Consider the following 15,552-nt stretch of genomic DNA (forward strand, 5'->3'; position numbering starts at 1 on the left):
AGCGATTGAGTATGCGCCCATGCTTCGTATAAGATTTGAAAATACAGGTTTAACGTTTTCACCTGAAGAGTATACGTTTCTATCTGAAGATTCAAATCGACATAAATATTGCTATGGAAATCCCAAGCACAAAAACTGCGCCCTCAACTCCCATTCTGGGGAGAAAACTAGAAGAAAGAGCGAAAAGTCTGCTTAGAAGCGATTTTTCCAGTTCGACTCACATAAAAAACTAAACAGATTGATGCATTTATTCGCTGACACAGATCGAAGTCCACCTGTGAGGAATAATATGAAAATGGCGAAACAAAAAGATTTAGCGAACTATGATTTGTCCGCATTGCACAGCGCAGTATCTGCCGGGGAACCCCTAAACGTGGAAGTAATCAATGTCTTCCAGAATAATTACGGTCTGGAGGTTCGGGACGGCTATGGCCAGATGGAAAACAACTTGCTGGTGGGTGTTATGAAAGGCATGGAAGCCCGCATCGGTTCTATGGCAAACCGACACCCGGCAACCGTGAGGAGATCATTAACGACTTTAGCGAGTTGTGTGTGTTGGCGAAGTAGGAGATATCGAAGTCCATATAGACACACCGGCTTTATTCACGGAATACTTTAAAGATCCAGAACGTACTAAGATGTAATTCTGCTGTGACTATTATGTAACCGGTGATAAAGGTTCGAAAGGTGATGCTGTCTATTTCTGGTTTGAAGATCGTGGAGACGATATCATCATTTCTTCCCGCTACACGATTTGCCCGTTCGAAGTGTAAGTCGCACCAATTAAGCATCCGGCTGTCCAAGAATGTGCACTCATCGGTGCGCCTGATGAAATACGCGGCACAATTGTCAAAGCTTTTGTGGTTATGGTAGAAGGCCATACCACTTCAAATGAATGGATGAAAGAACTGCAGAGTCACGTTAAGAGCTTGACTGCTCCATATAAATATTCACATGCCATCGATTTCCGGACGGAATTGCCAAAAACGGCATCTTTAAAAATCAGGCGTGTAGAGCTGCGTCAACAGGAAAATCTAAAGAAATGACCACAGTCGGAAAATGGCTTGAATCGGAATTATGAGCTGTATTTAACAGCTCTGATGCAACCATGACCGGCTGTTTTTTCTTTTGCCCTATTTTGTGTTTTCTTTTAGCGCTGTCCCGTCATTCATTGGAGTTTCTCTTTATTTACTTTACATGTAATTTCAGCCTATAATGAGACTGTTATTTCGAAATACAAAATATAATAAAGATTGGTGCGAGATGCAGGATGACAGAGTCTAAAAAAGGTGTTTTAGTCATTATTTTAACGTATACATTATGGGGATTCATGCCGATTTTCTGGAAGCAGCTCGATCATGTTCCAGCAGATGAGATTCTGGCGGGGAGAATTATCTGGTCTTTCTTGTTTACCCTCGGTTTTATTCTTTTGATAAATGGAGGCCGCCAGCTATGGCTTGATTTGAAAATGCTATGGTCTTCCAAGAAGAAGTTCTTTTTATTGATGTTGGCATCGTTCCTGATTTCTGCAAACTGGTTTTTTTATGTCTATGCGGTTTCTCATGACCGAATTGTCGAAACGAGTCTGGGCTATTACATCAATCCGCTAATTTCCATGTTGTTGGGTGCGATCTTTCTGAAGGAAAAATTATCGCCTGCGATTAAAATCGCTTTTCTTTTAGCGGCAACCGGCGTTTTGATTTTAACTTTCTCTTTTGGCTCTTTGCCGTGGCTCGCACTGGGAATGGCCTTCAGTTTTGCTTTTTATGGACTAATCAAGAAAACCATTCGATTGGATGCTCTGCGCGGACTAGCGATTGAAACCTTGTTCGTTTTCCCGATTGCCATCGCTTATTATGTCTATTTGATGTCGATTGATCGAGTGGCATTTTTACATATCGGGTTGACGACAGATGGTCTGTTGATTGCCAGTGGATTGGTTACCGCTTTGCCGTTATTGCTGTTTGCCATTGGAGCACCGTTGATTCCGATGTATATGATTGGATTCCTGCAATACATCGCTCCTTCACTGATGTTGTTAATTGGCGTCTTCATTTATGGGGAAGCTTTTGATGCTGTAGATATCATTTCTTTCTCATTGATTTGGAGTGCTTTAATCCTTTTCACTTCCTCGAAATTCATAGAGGCTCGAGGAATTCGAAAGGCTAACCGGAAAGTTTCTGTTTAGATTTTCTTTTCCAACGAAACATTTGACGGTGTTTCCCGTATAGTAAAGAGTAGAAACCAAGGAGGGAATTGCACAGATGAATACAAAACGATGGATCGCTTTAGTAGTAGCTGCAGCCGTATTAGGAATTTCGTTGGTTATCAACTCAGCCTTCGCTTTTCTTCAAAGTGGATTTGGTGAAAGTGTTGATGAGTTGATGGCAACTACTGAGTCAAGTATCTCGGAAGTTGTTATAGAAGATGGGGATTTTGATAACCGTGTGGCAGTTTTGAATGTAGACGGCGTCATCCAGGACACTGGAGAGGCATCATCGCTTTTTGGAACAGCGGGCTATAACCATTCTTTCTTTATGGAACAATTGGAAAACGTTAAAGAAGACCCTAGCGTAAAAGCCGTTGTACTTACGGTGAACTCACCGGGTGGCGGAGTTGTAGAGTCAGCAGAAATTTACGACAAGATCACTGAAATCCAGGAAGAAACCGATAAACCTTTTTACGTTTCGATGGGAGCGACAGCTGCATCGGGCGGCTATTATATTGCCGCACCAGCCGATAAGATTTTTGTGAATGAAGAAACTTTGACCGGCTCGATCGGAGTGATCATGCAGAGCGTCAATTATGGCGAACTGGCAGAAAATCTGGGTGTAGATTTTGTCACTATCAAGTCTGGCCCTTACAAAGACATCATGAGTCCGACGCGTGATATGACAGAGGATGAACGCGCACTTCTTCAAGAGATGCTGGATGATTCATATGAGTCATTTGTTGATGTTATTGAAGAAGGCCGTGACATGACAGAAGCAGAAGTCAAAGCTGTTGCAGATGGGCGTGTTATGAATGGCCGTCAAGCAGTAGAAGTGAATTTAGCGGATGATTTTGGGTTTGAAGAAGATGTTATTGAGCAGGTAAAAACCGATTTTGATCTAGGCAATGCAGAAGTATTCCAATATGGGGCTTCAGAAGGATGGGGCTCACTTTTATCGATGAAAGTGAATTCGTTCTTCGGAAATGACATTGAAACACAAATGATTTCAAAATTACTTACTGAATACAGTTCTCCGCGTATGATGTATTTATACGGTGATAAATAAGGAGGGACCATGATGACAGACCACAAAACGAATGAAACAGCAGAAGAAGTGCAAGTCGCACCACATCGTCCCGACACACCGAGCTACGAGGAAGTTCTTTTTTACGAACGGAAACCGGCTGGATTTTGGGTGCGGTTCTGGGCTTATTTAATTGATCTTCTGGTTATTGCGGGGCTTATATCAATTTTGATCAAGCCGGTATTTGCACTGATCGGACTAGAAACGAGCGACATGCCTTGGTATGCGCCATATGCCATTTTGTCAGCCGTCGTCTTCTATGGTTATTTTATCTTAATGACAAAATTTTTCACTCAAACTGTTGGGAAGATGATTATGGGCATCCGAGTAGTGTCCTTGAAGTCAGATAATATGTCATGGATGACGCTGCTGTTCCGTGAATGGATCGGCCGCTTCATTTCAGTGACCATTTTGCCGCTCTACTGGATTGTCGGCTTTACACCGTTAAAACAGGGAATCCACGATTATATTGCAGATACGACAGTAGTACACGAAGAATCTTTCAGAAAAAACAAGCTGGTACAGAAGAAACGCCCAGATAGGTCTGGGTTGCATGAAACCCGAGCCTTTTAGTATGATGAAGGTACGATGAAAGGGAGGCGTTTTGATTGGTACAAATCACATTCAAGAAAAACCCTGTTACCTTACCAAATAAAGAAGTAAAAGTTGGAGATCAGGCTCCGGAATTTTCGGTCTTATGGACTGACTTAAAACCAGTAACATTGCAAGATACTGCTGGAAAGATTCGATTGATCAGCGTGGTCCCATCGCTGGATACTGGCGTTTGCTCGGACCAGACGAGACGCTTTAGCGATGAAGCTGCTTCTTTAGGCGATAACGTAGCAGTATTGACCATTTCAGCCGATTTGCCATTTGCACAAAAACGCTGGACAGAGATCAACAAAGTTGATGCACTTACTACTTTGTCGGATCATCGGGACTTATCATTCGGAGAAGCCTATGGTGTGACGATGCAGGAACTTCGGCTTCTGGCCCGTTCAATCTTCGTCATAGATGAAAATGACAAAATCGCATACGTGGAATATGTTCCTGAAGGAACTGACCATCCTGATTACGAAAAGGCATTGGATGCAGTAAAAGAATTAACAAAATAATACTAGAAACCCACTCTTTTGAGTGGGTTTCCTTATTGAGGACGGCGAAAGCATGAATTCAACGATGGAAAAGACTTTTTATTTTATTGACAACCACACTACAAAAATTCAAAAAGAGCAGGAAAATGCATATTTGGAGAGCTTGCTGACAACTACTGAAAATTGGCTGGATGGTTTGATTAAGCCAGAAGCAGGAGCCAGTAAAGAAGATATTCGAAAAGCGCTCCAACTAGCTGTTCTAAAAGGAATGAAAGAACATATTCAGCCGCATCATCAAATGACCCCTGACGCGCTTGGCCTATTGGTCGGCTATTTGGTGGAATTGTTTGTGAAAAAAGAACAGGCTGTCATTTTGGATCCGGCTGTCGGAACCGGCAACTTGCTGCTGACGGTTATGAATTACTTGGATGGGCGTTTGACAGGAGCGGGCGTAGAACTGGACGACTTGTTGATCCGTCTGGCTTCAAACGCTGGCAATTTGGTAGAACAGCCCATCACCTTCTATTTGCAAGATGCCCTGCAGCCTTTATTGATCGATCCCGTGGATGTCGTCGTTTCGGATTTGCCAGTGGGCTATTACCCCGACGAAGAAACAGCCGCAACCTACGAATTGAAAGCGGATGAAGGCATGTCCTATGCGCACCATTTGTTTATCGAGCAATCATTAAAGCACACGGCTGAAGGCGGTTATTTGTTTTTCATCGTTCCAAAAGCCCTATTCGAATCAGCACAAGCCAGTCAATTGCACAGCTTTCTGAAAAAATATGCTCATATTCAATCTGTCATGGAATTGCCAGAAAGCCTATTCAAGAACGCGGCTCACGCCAAAGGAATTCTAGTGCTACAAAAAAAACAGCAAGGCGTCAAAGCACCAAAAGAAGTCTTGCTGGCGCGGGTTCCGAATATGTCGAAGCCGGAATCGATGTCTCAATTCTTTTCACAGGTTACAGGATGGTTTAAAGAAAACAAGCAATAAATCAGCTTATTTATGCTATACTAAAGTTATAAAAACATCCATGTGCACTATTTTTTGATGAAAAGAGGGATGCGCAATGACTGAGTCAAATGAAGCGCCGAAAAAGGTCAGTCTTCAAGAAGCTGTAAAACGTCAATTAGAAGCTAAGAAAAACCAAGCTTCAGACAAACAATCTGGCGGCAACGGTTCACTATCGACTAAAAAGATGAAGAGCCAGCAAACGAAGAAAGTTAGCAACAACCGCCGCAAAATGGGTACGTAACGAGTAATTGCTCGTATTCAGGTAGTTGATGAAAAGGCAGGGGAACTTATCCCTTGCCTTTTTTCTTTGTGCAAAAAAGAGTGAATTTCTCCAACATAATTTGTTTTTTTATTAGAATATTCGATTAATTGGGAAGGGAAATGAACGATATGCAGACAAATCAAAAGCATGCTTAAAGATCCACCACCTTTCAAGCAGATTGCGAGAATTTTTTTGGACTTTACCGTGTGGCGCTGGGTTATACAGCTTCTGAAGATTTTCCTGTTGACAAGGCAAGCAGTATTTCCTGTAGAAATCTAAAAGCAGATTTTCACTGCGATATCTACGTAGGTAAACGAAAAACGCGCATTCGTGTAGCGGATGAAAACAATCGGCCAGTTTCTTTTTACCGATCAACCTTTCGGATAGCATTGAAATTTTTGCCGTGGGAACTATCCCATTTCATGGCCTACCGAATGATTTATTTAGAAGACGGAGAGAGGCTGCCCTTGGACTATTTAATTGGCGGATTGGTATACGCATTGATCTTGCTGTATGTTCTTATCACCATCTTCACAAAGAACAAGCAGTCATTTTATAACCGTTTAACGAAAACCTGTGTCGTGAAATCAATTTTTCCTGAAAACTATTGACTTGCAAGGGAGAACTGGTAGAATCTATCTCAATATACTTTTAATAAAAGCTCTATAAGTTGAACTATAGAAATAGATTTTTCAATTGGATGAGAATGAACGAACGAAAAAATCTTTCCAGATAGACAGTTTGGGCACACAGGATGTGGGTCATGCAGCTGGTTTGCGGAATATCGATAAGTTGAAATCAGTAGTTCAACCTATATGGTTTATCAATGTATTTTATAATAATTCGATCGATGATTTAGTAGGTAATTTGTGTGCAGCAGCAAGAGACTGGATGGCAGGTGTGAATTCAGGCAGCAAATTGGATGAAATACGTCATCAGTTTCGATCGTTTCGTAAAGAAGTGGATGTTTTGCTAAGGCAAAGCATTAAATTGGGTGGTAACGCGGAGAAAACCTTCGTCCCTTTATTGGGGCGGAAGGTTTTCTCTTTTTTTACAGAAAAGGAGGATTTGCTATGCACAACATTAAGTCAGTCATCACCCCAAGGTTTTTAGAGGCCTTTATTGTAACTTCCACTATTTTTCTAGTGATCAGTGTCAGCATCATCAAGTTCGACTCGGTTCCACATATTCCAATCCTGTTTTCGGTTCTTTTGCTGTTCGGTTATGGATTCCTTAAGAAAGTATCTTACCAGGAGCTGGAAAAAGGGCTCGTTGAAGGAGCAGGTGCGGGGATGAGTGCTGTCTTCTTATTTTTCTTCATCGGTATGCTCATCAGCAGCTGGATGATCAGCGGCACCATTCCAACATTAATCTATACAGGATTTACGCTCATTTCCATGACGTTTTTCTACGCCATCGTCTTCACTGTGACATCATTGATTGGTTTATCAATCGGCAGTTCGCTGACGACCGTTGCAACAATCGGCGTTGCTTTTATTGGCATGGCGACTGCGATGGATCTGTCGTTGGCAGTAACAGCGGGCGCCATTGTTTCGGGTGCGTTTTTTGGCGATAAAATGTCACCGCTGTCGGACACGACGAACTTATCTTCCACCATTGTCGGTGTGGATTTGTTCGAACACATCCGTAATATGGGATGGACAACTATTCCTGCCTTTGTGATCACCTTAATGTTGCTCGCATTGCTTTCTCCAGAAGCGGCAGGTGCAAGTGTAGAAGATATTACAGCTTTTAAGGAAGGGCTATTAGCTACTGGCATGATCCATTGGTATACATTCATTCCACTTGCAGTTCTCATTATCCTGACCTTTATGAAAATGCCAGCTTTGCTGACATTGGCGCTGAGTTCGATGTCAGCCATTGCCATTTCTTTTGTTCATCAAATCTCTACAGTTCCAGAGATTTTTAAGGTGTTGTTCAGTGGTTATGTATCCTCAACAGGCATTGAAGAAATCGACAGTCTGTTGTCCCGCGGAGGAATGGAAAGCATGATGTTCACCATTGCACTGGTGTTGCTGGCGCTCAGCATGGGCGGACTGCTCTTTACTTTAGGAATTGTTCAATGCTTATTAGCTAAAGTGGAAAGTTTATTGAATAAAGTTTCTTCAGTCATTGCTGCTTCTGCATTGACAGCGATTGGTATTAACGTTCTAATCGGTGAACAGTACTTGTCCATCCTGCTGACAGGACAGGCATTTAAAGAACCTTACGATAAGGTCGGACTCGCGGGTAAAAACCTCAGCCGTGTGATGGAAGACGCCGGGACAGTGGTCAATCCGCTCGTACCTTGGAGTGTTTGTGGAATTTTCATCACAAGTGTCATAGGTGTGCCAACGCTCGACTACTTGCCTTTTGCATTCTTTTGTTTGTTGTCTCCAGTACTGACAGTCCTATTCGGATTTACAGGTAAAACCTTAACTTACAAGTAGTAATAACAAAGACGTGTAAAGGTGAAACAGGTGATGCAATAGTCGCCTGTTTTTTTTATAAAGGGAATTTTACTTGGGAGTCGAATAGTACAAAGAAGAGCAACATTGTTAGATAAGAGCAGCTCTGCCATCAAGCCTCAAAAAAACAGTCGAAGGAGTGTAAAAAAATGTATCGTTCCATTTTATTAGCGGTAGACGGTTCCGAAAATTCCAAACGGGCCGGGAGACAAGCGGCACAATTGGCAGCATTGATCAAAGGTGCACAAGTGACAGTGGTTTATGTTTCCGATTTCGATGAAGACAGTGGGGAAGAAGTACATGACGGAGGTCCGATTGAGTTTGAACTGGCACGAAAGAAAAAAATTCAACCTATCAGGGAAGCCTTGGAACTTGGAGAGGTCTTTTATAAAGTTGAAATCATGCACGGTCGTCCAGCGCCGGTAATTATTGAAATGGCCAATGATGGAAAATTTGATCTAGTAGTTATTGGTAACAGAGGATTAAATCCGATATCTGAAATGGTACTTGGCAGCGTCAGCCATAAAGTAGTCAATCATGCGGATTGTCCTGTACTGGTCGTGAAATAAAGCTGACTTGTCTGCATGCGGTTCTGGTATACTGAATAAAAAGATTGGTCTTATTGCTGTTTGATTATCGGAAGACCTGCTGGAGGAGAAAATGAATAAATTACCGAATTGTCCCGAGTGCAATTCTGAATATACATATGAAGACGGCAACCTGCTAGTATGTCCCGAATGTGCGCATGAATGGAGCCTGATCGCAGAAATAGAAAATGTCGAGACGGAAAAAGTCGTCAAGGATGCAAATGGCACAGCTCTTCAAGACGGAGACGCAGTCACTGTCATCAAAGACTTGAAAGTTAAAGGCAGTTCATCGAATTTGAAAATCGGAACAAAAGTGAAAAGCATCCGGTTGGTCGAAGGGGACCATGACATCGACTGCAAAATCGATGGCTTTGGCGCAATGAAACTGAAATCGGAATTTGTTAAAAAAGCCTGATGAGAAAAGACCCCACTCAAACTTAGTGAAAAGTTTGAGTGGGGTCTTTGAGGTTTGTTAACTGGAAAATTTGAGCATAGGACCAACTATTTAAATCGCTTGCAATGTACTGTTAGCTTTGCACCGGCACGTCTAAGGACTAAGCTGAGCAAAAAGTGAGGTATTCTTCGCCTAGCTTCTTGCGGGAGCTATGCCGAAAGCGGCCGAAGCGGTGAGAAATGTGAGTTTATTCAAGTTTAAACGCCGCGTTTATTGCCCCATACCAAGGTATGCAATTGCGGCAATACCTTGGCGTCGTTCATGATCGGGGATTGTACATGGTAATCGATTAATTGTTCATAGCGTTGCAACAAATCAGCAACCAGTTGCGTGTCGTCTGTTGTTGCTGTGTCCTCATTTCCCGTCTGGAGGAAGAACGGAACAGTTGGGTAGCGCAAGTGAAGCCTTTCTGCATAAGTAAAGTCATCCTGATCAAAAACTACAACCTTTAAACTAACGTTAGCGCTTTGCAGTTTCTCGATAAATAAATCCAGTTTGATATAATCCGTTTTCATTCCAGAACTGGGTGGTTTGGGTGACAAGGTAATATCATCGATTTCCGTCAGCCATTCCTGCCAGATAGAGGCTTGTGTTTCAACGGCAACTTTCCAGCCTTGCTGATGACATAGCTCGACCAATTCGCCGATGCCTTTATGGAGAGCAGGATTGCCGCCTGATATGGTAACGTGTGAAAACGCGGCACCGCCAGTTTGAATCAGCTCTTCAACAATCTCTTTCGGCTGCCTGGAAATGCTGGTACCTGTTCCGTCCCAGGTGAATTTTGAATCGCACCAGGAACAGGAATAATCGCATCCCGCTGTGCGCACGAACATGGTTTTTTGTCCCATGACCATGCCCTCACCTTGTATGGTCGGACCGAATATTTCCATTACAGGAATTCTCATGACAGCTCCCCCTTGCGCGGACGGAATACCACATAGCTTGTCGGCGTTTCACGGACGATGACCTGTAGGCAATGCGGCCGGTTGCTTCTCATTTCGAGGACTTGCTGAATCGACTGCCAAACCTGCTGGGCAAGAAGTTCAGTAGTCGGAAATTTATTTTTAAATTCAGGATGGTCGTTCAAGACGCTGTGGTCATATTTTTTATGAATCAATTCTTTCAATAATTTAAAATCAATTAGAAAACCGGTCGCATCAAGTTCATTGCCGCCGATGGTGATGTTGAGGTGGTACGTATGGCCGTGCATGACCTGGCATTTCCCTGCATCCTCGCTTGGAATAAAATGCGCTGCGGAAAAATGAAGGTCTTTATTGAGCTCGAATTGAAAGTCGTGAGCGGCTGTCGGATAAAATTGCTGCATCATTCAACAGCACCCGCCATTTTTTTCGACTTGTAGCGGGCAAGTCCTTCATTGCGCAATTTGCAGGCAGGGCATTCACCACAGCCGGTGCTCGGAATGCCGTTATAGCAGGTTAATGTTTTTTCCTGGACGAAATCAAGTGCGCCCAGAGTATCGGATAACTCCCATACATCGGCTTTATCGAGCCACATCAATGGGGTATGGATGATAAACTGTTTGTCCATCGCCAAATTCAATGTGACATTCAATGAGCGGATAAAGGTATCGCGACAATCGGGATAGCCGCTAAAATCCGTTTGGCTGACGCCGGTGATTAAATGCCGCGAACCGATCGCATCTGCGTAAACAGCTGCAAAAGATAGAAACAGGTGGTTTCTGCCCGGCACGAAAGTGGAAGGCAATCCGTCTTCTTCTGCTGTTATTGCAATGTCATCCCGCGTCAAGGCATTTGCAGACAATTGGTTGATTAAGCTCATATCCAATACCTTGAACGAAACGCCAAGTTCTTCGGCAATTTTTCGGGCACATTCGATTTCAGCCGAATGGCGCTGACCATAATCAAAAGTCACAGTTGCAACTTCCTTAAAGTTCATGATTGCCCAAAACAGGCAAGTGGTGCTGTCCTGTCCGCCACTGAAAACGACGACTGCTTTTTCATTCTTCATCTGAAACACTCCTTAGTTTTTTAGAGAGGGAGTTTGCGAACCTCTTTAAGCGAACAGGATTAATAATAACATATTGCAGAGCAAAAGAAGGACGTGAGCATAGGCTTGATTAATGTATACTATTTCTGAAATAGGGTATTATTGATAATAACGAAAGGGGAGATGCAATATGAAAGCGATAGTCATCGATAACTACGGCGGCAAAGAACAATTAAAAGAAAGACAAGTGGAAAAACCAGAGATTAGTGAAAACCAAGTGTTGGTTGAAATCCATGCCACTTCGATAAATCCAATTGACTGGAAATTGCGTGAAGGATATCTGAAGGACATGCTGCCGTGGGAATTTCCGATTATTTTAGGATGGGATGCAGCAGGTGTAATTGCTGAAGTCGGCACAAACATCAAGCATTTCAAAGTGGGAGACCGGGTATTCGCAAGACCCGCTACCACACGCCAGGGAACATATGCGGAATTTGTTCCAGTGGAAGAGAACCTGCTTGCCCATATGCCGGAAAGCATGACTTTTGAAGAAGGTGCGGCAATTCCGTTGGCTGGACTGACTGCCTATCAATGCCTTGTCGGCTTTGCGGAAGTAAAAAAAGGGGATAAGGTGTTGATTCACGCGGGAGCAGGGGGAGTCGGTAGCATGGCTATTCAAATCGCCAACAGTATCGGAGCCTATGTAGCGACGACGGCTAGTGATAAAAATGATGAAATGGTTAAATCCTTGGGAGCGAACCGGGTGATAAACTACCAAGAAGAGGATTTCAGCGAATTGCTGGAGAATTTCGATGCCGTACTAGACACTATGGGTGGAGAAATTTTGGACAAGAGCTTCAAAGTCCTGAAAAAAGGCGGGAAACTGATTTCAATTGCCGGCGAGCCTTCTGCTGAGAAAGCCGAGAAGCACGAAGTGAAAGCTAGCAGTTTTTGGTTGGATCCGAACGGCGAGCAATTGCAGAAGCTGGCCAATCTATTCGTATCCGGGGAAGTAAAACCTACAATCGGCCATGTTTTTGAATTTACCGAGCAGGGATTGAAGGACGCACATGAGTTGAGTGAAACCCATCATGCCCGTGGAAAAATCATCATCAAAATAAAATCTTAATAAAACATAAAAAAACCTTTCACTATTGTGAAAGGCTTTTTTATTTCGATTTAAAAGTTTTCAGGCTTACCTGATTTATCTTCTGAATAATATTCTGTCGGCGCATCGTCTTGAGATTCTTCTGTACGTACGACCAACACATCGCATTTAGCAGAACGGACAATGTGTTCAGAAACACTACCTATTAAGAAACGTTCAACAGCATTTAATCCTGTAGCTCCACAGATGATTAGGTCAGCTTCCACTTTTTGAGCTAAATCCCTTGAAATCATTGTTTTGGGAGACCCATAATCGACTACAATATTGACTTTTTCAACACCGCTAGCTAAGGCTTCTTTTTTGTATTCATCCAGCAAGTCCTCAGCGAACTTTTGAGCACGATCAGCAATCGAACGGTCGTAAGCCTCAATTGCTGCGAATGAACGGGTATCGATCACATTCACCAAATTTAATGTGGCGTTGTTTCTTTTGGCAATACCAACTGACTTTTTAAATGCCCACTCTGCTTCTTTGGAACCGTCTACTGCTACAAGAATTTGACTGTATTTTAATGTCATCCTACATTCCTCCTTTATCTCTCACTAAGTAACTATTCGCTATAAGTGCTGGAGTTCCTGCAAAATTGCAGTTAATTCCGAGAATTTCTTGTCTAATTAATGACGACTATCGTCCTGCTAAATCAAGTAAAAAAAGACGAAAAGTATACAATAAGAGTGAATATAACTAAGTTCTGTTAAAATTAAGTTGATTACAGAATATTCATTTTATTTTAGAGATTTTAACCAATATGGAATGGAGGGTTTCTAGATGCGAATTGGCGTACCGACAGAAGTAAAAAATAATGAAAACCGGGTAGCGATGACTCCAGCGGGGGTGGTCAATTTAACGCTTTATGGTCATGAGGTAGTTATTCAATCGGGGGCTGGGCTTGGTTCCGGATTTACGGACGAGGATTACCGGGCTGCTGGAGCAGGAATCGTTGCTGCTGCAGAAGAGGCATGGGCACAGGAAATGGTTATGAAGGTCAAAGAACCTGAGCAGGAGGAATATCATTATTTCCGTGATGGACTGATCTTGTTTACTTATTTACATTTGGCTCCCGAAAAAGAATTGACGCAGGCACTGTTAGGGGCGAAGGTGACGGGTATTGCCTACGAGACGGTGCAATTGCCAAACAATTCTTTGCCGCTACTGACGCCCATGAGCGAAGTGGCAGGCCGGATGTCAACGCAGATTGGGGCACAGTTTCTTGAAAAGATTCACGGGGGCGCGGGTGTTCTGCTTGGCGGTATTCCGGGGGTCGAACGTGGAAAAGTCTGCATTATCGGAGCAGGAGTTGCGGGAACTAATGCTGCAAAAGTTGCGGTCGGGATGGGAGCCAATGTCACAATTTTAGATTTGAATCCGGATCGTCTACGCCAATTAGATGACCAGTTCGGACAGGATGTCCAAACGCTTATGTCCAATCCACTGAATATTGCCGAGTGCGTGAAAAAAGCAGATTTGGTCATTGGGGCAGTGTTAATTCCTGGAGCTAAAGCACCTAAACTGGTGACAGAAGACATGATCAAATCGATGAAACCCGGCTCTGTGGTAGTAGATATCGCTATCGATCAAGGTGGGATTTTTGAGACCAGCGATCGCATCACAACGCACGACGAGCCCACATATGTGAAGCATGGTGTTGTCCATTACGCAGTAGCGAATATGCCCGGTGCTGTTCCGCGGACATCGACTATCGGATTGACCAACGTTACAGTGCCTTATGCGGTACAAATTGCTAGTAAAGGATTTGCCCAGGCAGTTCGTGACAATGAAGTGTTGAAGAAAGGTGTCAATACGCTGGATGGTTATGTCACCTATCAAGCTGTCGCTGTGGAACAGGGACTGGAATACAAATCAGTTGATGAGATCTTAAAACGGATGAATTGAGCCAGGAAACTGTTTCTTCAAAGACCTTTCGGCTATTGATTATCGAGATGTAAGGCTGATTTGCGGAATCACCATTGCAGAACGGCCTCCTTCGTAGAATGTTGGGTCAACTTATATAAAAACGGCATCGGAGAAATTCCGATGCCGTTTTTGCGCTTAATTAATAATGATTTGAAGTTCTTTCGGGTACTTTGTCAATACTTCATAGCCGTCTGCCGTTACCGCCACATCATCCTCGATGCGAACACCGACTTTGCCAGGAACATAAATACCAGGCTCCAGTGTAAAGACCATTCCTTTTTCCATCTTCATCGGATTTTCTCCATGAATAGAGGGGAATTCATGGACGTCAATGCCGAGTCCATGGCCGAGTCGGTGTGTGAAATACTCACCATATCCCGCATCTGCAATAACTTTGCGTGAAATCTGATCAAGTTCAGCGGCCGTGACTCCAGGCTTGACGGCTTCTAGCGCTGCCGTTTCAGCGCGCAGGACAATATCGTATACTGCTTTTTGTTCATCGCTAGGTTCACCGAGCGCCAATGTGCGGGTGATGTCCGAACAATAACCTTTATGAATAACGCCAAGATCAAATAACACCAAATCGCCATTTTGTAATTTCCGGTCACCGGTTTTACCGTGAGGCGAAGCAGCTTTGTCTCCTGCTAATACAGTAGTGTCGAACGACATATGTGTGACGCCTCGTTTTTTTAATGCTAATTCGATTTCTGTCATTACTTCAATTTCTGTGATGCCTTCTTTGATGGTCTTGGCCGCAACTTCAATGGCGTAATCAGCCAATGCCGCTGCTTCACGTAAAATCTCTAGTTCCGCAGCGTCTTTGATAACACGCATGGCATTCAGCTGGTCGTCCAATTGGACAATTGTAGGCGAGCTGAACAAAGAGAGGATTGCGTCATAGCGATCCACGGTCATATGCGCTTTTTCGATTGCTACGGTTTTCAAGTTGATACCACGCGACTGCGCTGTATTGTGTAAGATCTCCATGGAATTTTGCGTGTCTTCGTGGCCGACAACTTCACCTGTCCACCCAGCATTTTTCGCATCCGGCATTTCCATTTTTGGACAGATCAGAAACGGTTCAGCCTCAGCGAATACCATAACGCCTAATAAGCGCTCATGCGGATTGCTTTGGAAGCCGCTGACGTAAAAGACGTTATAGGGATCAGTAATAAACGCCGCGTCGATTGAGTGTTCCTTAAGATAATTCTGTAATTGCTTAATTTTTGTCATATGTATTCCTCCTTCACATGTGTAGCATATCAAAAATCAGGGTATAAAACAGCTATATGAATTGAATTCACTATTTTCAAAACTCAATTG

18 protein-coding genes, 1 pseudogene and 1 riboswitch are annotated in these 15,552 nt (G+C 43.3%); of the genes and pseudogenes, 14 read left to right on the forward strand and 5 right to left on the reverse strand.

Annotation, left to right across the window (positions count from 1 at the left end; all coding sequences use genetic code 11):
* Positions 1 to 295 precede the first annotated feature (295 nt).
* The 12 genes and pseudogenes from BBH88_RS06975 to BBH88_RS07025 all read left to right on the forward strand — a co-directional run.
* Positions 296 to 1,046, forward strand: a pseudogene (locus BBH88_RS06975) (AMP-binding enzyme); the annotation flags it as partial.
* 224 nt (positions 1,047 to 1,270) lie between these two features.
* Entirely contained in the window at positions 1,271 to 2,188 is a 918-nt protein-coding gene (rarD, locus tag BBH88_RS06980; RefSeq protein WP_006830003.1) for an EamA family transporter RarD, read from the forward strand.
* Positions 2,189 to 2,264: 76 nt separating this feature from the next.
* Complete coding sequence (gene sppA / locus BBH88_RS06985; protein ID WP_006830004.1) at positions 2,265 to 3,278, forward strand: signal peptide peptidase SppA; 1,014 nt, start codon at positions 2,265 to 2,267, stop codon at positions 3,276 to 3,278.
* 12 nt (positions 3,279 to 3,290) lie between these two features.
* Positions 3,291 to 3,869: an RDD family protein gene (locus tag BBH88_RS06990; protein WP_065537059.1), complete on the forward strand. Its 579-nt coding sequence runs from the start codon at positions 3,291 to 3,293 to the stop codon at positions 3,867 to 3,869.
* A 35-nt stretch (positions 3,870 to 3,904) separates the two neighbouring features.
* A complete protein-coding gene (gene tpx, locus BBH88_RS06995; protein WP_006830006.1) occupies positions 3,905 to 4,411 on the forward strand; it encodes a thiol peroxidase in 507 nt (168 codons plus the stop codon).
* A 52-nt stretch (positions 4,412 to 4,463) separates the two neighbouring features.
* Positions 4,464 to 5,387 carry a class I SAM-dependent methyltransferase gene (locus tag BBH88_RS07000; protein WP_006830007.1) on the forward strand — a complete coding sequence of 308 codons (924 nt, stop codon included), beginning with the start codon at positions 4,464 to 4,466 and terminating at the stop codon, positions 5,385 to 5,387.
* 76 nt (positions 5,388 to 5,463) lie between these two features.
* Positions 5,464 to 5,649: a hypothetical protein gene (locus BBH88_RS07005; RefSeq protein WP_006830008.1), complete on the forward strand. Its 186-nt coding sequence runs from the start codon at positions 5,464 to 5,466 to the stop codon at positions 5,647 to 5,649.
* Between the two features lie 227 nt (positions 5,650 to 5,876).
* Complete coding sequence (locus tag BBH88_RS07010; RefSeq protein WP_006830009.1) at positions 5,877 to 6,281, forward strand: RDD family protein; 405 nt, start codon at positions 5,877 to 5,879, stop codon at positions 6,279 to 6,281.
* An 85-nt stretch (positions 6,282 to 6,366) separates the two neighbouring features.
* Positions 6,367 to 6,783, forward strand: coding sequence for a hypothetical protein (locus tag BBH88_RS19165; protein WP_065537058.1), 417 nt, complete (start codon positions 6,367 to 6,369; stop codon positions 6,781 to 6,783).
* Positions 6,744 to 8,120 (forward strand): Na+/H+ antiporter NhaC, encoded by a 1,377-nt coding sequence (gene nhaC / locus BBH88_RS07015; RefSeq protein ID WP_006830011.1) that lies wholly within the window; start codon positions 6,744 to 6,746, stop codon positions 8,118 to 8,120. The genes BBH88_RS19165 and nhaC overlap by 40 nt, the downstream gene beginning before the upstream one ends.
* A 167-nt stretch (positions 8,121 to 8,287) precedes the next feature.
* Entirely contained in the window at positions 8,288 to 8,707 is a 420-nt protein-coding gene (locus tag BBH88_RS07020; protein ID WP_065537057.1) for a universal stress protein, read from the forward strand.
* A 91-nt stretch (positions 8,708 to 8,798) separates the two neighbouring features.
* On the forward strand, positions 8,799 to 9,140 hold the full coding sequence (locus BBH88_RS07025; RefSeq protein ID WP_006830013.1) for a zinc ribbon domain-containing protein YjdM: 342 nt from the start codon (positions 8,799 to 8,801) through the stop codon (positions 9,138 to 9,140).
* 236 nt (positions 9,141 to 9,376) lie between these two features.
* Here the strand turns inward: BBH88_RS07025 and queE are convergent, their stop codons facing one another.
* From queE to queC, 3 genes are read right to left on the reverse strand one after another with little or no spacing between them, the layout of a single operon-like run.
* Positions 9,377 to 10,084, reverse strand: a complete 708-nt coding sequence (gene queE / locus BBH88_RS07030) for a 7-carboxy-7-deazaguanine synthase QueE (protein WP_006830014.1) — start codon at positions 10,082 to 10,084, stop codon at positions 9,377 to 9,379.
* Positions 10,081 to 10,506: a 6-carboxytetrahydropterin synthase QueD gene (queD, locus tag BBH88_RS07035; protein ID WP_006830015.1), complete on the reverse strand. Its 426-nt coding sequence runs from the start codon at positions 10,504 to 10,506 to the stop codon at positions 10,081 to 10,083. The genes queE and queD overlap by 4 nt, the downstream gene beginning before the upstream one ends.
* Complete coding sequence (queC, locus tag BBH88_RS07040) at positions 10,503 to 11,168, reverse strand: 7-cyano-7-deazaguanine synthase QueC (RefSeq protein ID WP_006830016.1); 666 nt, start codon at positions 11,166 to 11,168, stop codon at positions 10,503 to 10,505. The genes queD and queC overlap by 4 nt, the downstream gene beginning before the upstream one ends.
* 6 nt (positions 11,169 to 11,174) lie before the next feature.
* A riboswitch (PreQ1 riboswitch) is annotated at positions 11,175 to 11,218 on the reverse strand.
* Positions 11,219 to 11,337: 119 nt separating this feature from the next.
* Here queC and BBH88_RS07045 point away from each other — a divergent pair.
* Entirely contained in the window at positions 11,338 to 12,276 is a 939-nt protein-coding gene (locus BBH88_RS07045; RefSeq protein ID WP_006830017.1) for an NADP-dependent oxidoreductase, read from the forward strand.
* A 50-nt stretch (positions 12,277 to 12,326) separates the two neighbouring features.
* Here BBH88_RS07045 and BBH88_RS07050 read toward each other — a convergent pair whose 3' ends face one another.
* A complete protein-coding gene (locus BBH88_RS07050) occupies positions 12,327 to 12,833 on the reverse strand; it encodes a universal stress protein (protein WP_006830018.1) in 507 nt (168 codons plus the stop codon).
* A gap of 250 nt (positions 12,834 to 13,083) precedes the next feature.
* On the opposite strand from BBH88_RS07050, the gene ald reads away from it, so the two are divergent.
* Positions 13,084 to 14,208, forward strand: a complete 1,125-nt coding sequence (ald, locus tag BBH88_RS07055) for an alanine dehydrogenase (RefSeq protein ID WP_006830019.1) — start codon at positions 13,084 to 13,086, stop codon at positions 14,206 to 14,208.
* Between the two features lie 156 nt (positions 14,209 to 14,364).
* Here the strand turns inward: ald and BBH88_RS07060 are convergent, their stop codons facing one another.
* Complete coding sequence (locus BBH88_RS07060; RefSeq protein ID WP_006830020.1) at positions 14,365 to 15,462, reverse strand: M24 family metallopeptidase; 1,098 nt, start codon at positions 15,460 to 15,462, stop codon at positions 14,365 to 14,367.
* Positions 15,463 to 15,552 lie beyond the last annotated feature (90 nt).

This window comes from Planococcus antarcticus DSM 14505, from assembly GCF_001687565.2.
Classification (GTDB): domain Bacteria; phylum Bacillota; class Bacilli; order Bacillales_A; family Planococcaceae; genus Planococcus; species Planococcus antarcticus.

Bases quoted from the DNA above. Each gene is read 5' to 3' on its own strand.
- rarD (WP_006830003.1), top strand. From the start codon at position 1,271: ATGACAGAGTCTAAAAAAGGTGTTTTAGTCATTATTTTAACGTATACA.
- sppA (WP_006830004.1), top strand. From the start codon at position 2,265: ATGAATACAAAACGATGGATCGCTTTAGTAGTAGCTGCAGCCGTATTA.
- BBH88_RS06990 (WP_065537059.1), top strand. From the start codon at position 3,291: ATGACAGACCACAAAACGAATGAAACAGCAGAAGAAGTGCAAGTCGCA.
- BBH88_RS07000 (WP_006830007.1), top strand. From the start codon at position 4,464: ATGAATTCAACGATGGAAAAGACTTTTTATTTTATTGACAACCACACT.
- BBH88_RS07005 (WP_006830008.1), top strand. From the start codon at position 5,464: ATGACTGAGTCAAATGAAGCGCCGAAAAAGGTCAGTCTTCAAGAAGCT.
- nhaC (WP_006830011.1), top strand. From the start codon at position 6,744: ATGCACAACATTAAGTCAGTCATCACCCCAAGGTTTTTAGAGGCCTTT.
- BBH88_RS07020 (WP_065537057.1), top strand. From the start codon at position 8,288: ATGTATCGTTCCATTTTATTAGCGGTAGACGGTTCCGAAAATTCCAAA.
- BBH88_RS07025 (WP_006830013.1), top strand. From the start codon at position 8,799: ATGAATAAATTACCGAATTGTCCCGAGTGCAATTCTGAATATACATAT.
- queE (WP_006830014.1), bottom strand. From the start codon at position 10,084: ATGAGAATTCCTGTAATGGAAATATTCGGTCCGACCATACAAGGTGAG.
- queD (WP_006830015.1), bottom strand. From the start codon at position 10,506: ATGATGCAGCAATTTTATCCGACAGCCGCTCACGACTTTCAATTCGAG.
- queC (WP_006830016.1), bottom strand. From the start codon at position 11,168: ATGAAGAATGAAAAAGCAGTCGTCGTTTTCAGTGGCGGACAGGACAGC.
- BBH88_RS07045 (WP_006830017.1), top strand. From the start codon at position 11,338: ATGAAAGCGATAGTCATCGATAACTACGGCGGCAAAGAACAATTAAAA.
- BBH88_RS07050 (WP_006830018.1), bottom strand. From the start codon at position 12,833: ATGACATTAAAATACAGTCAAATTCTTGTAGCAGTAGACGGTTCCAAA.
- ald (WP_006830019.1), top strand. From the start codon at position 13,084: ATGCGAATTGGCGTACCGACAGAAGTAAAAAATAATGAAAACCGGGTA.
- BBH88_RS07060 (WP_006830020.1), bottom strand. From the start codon at position 15,462: ATGACAAAAATTAAGCAATTACAGAATTATCTTAAGGAACACTCAATC.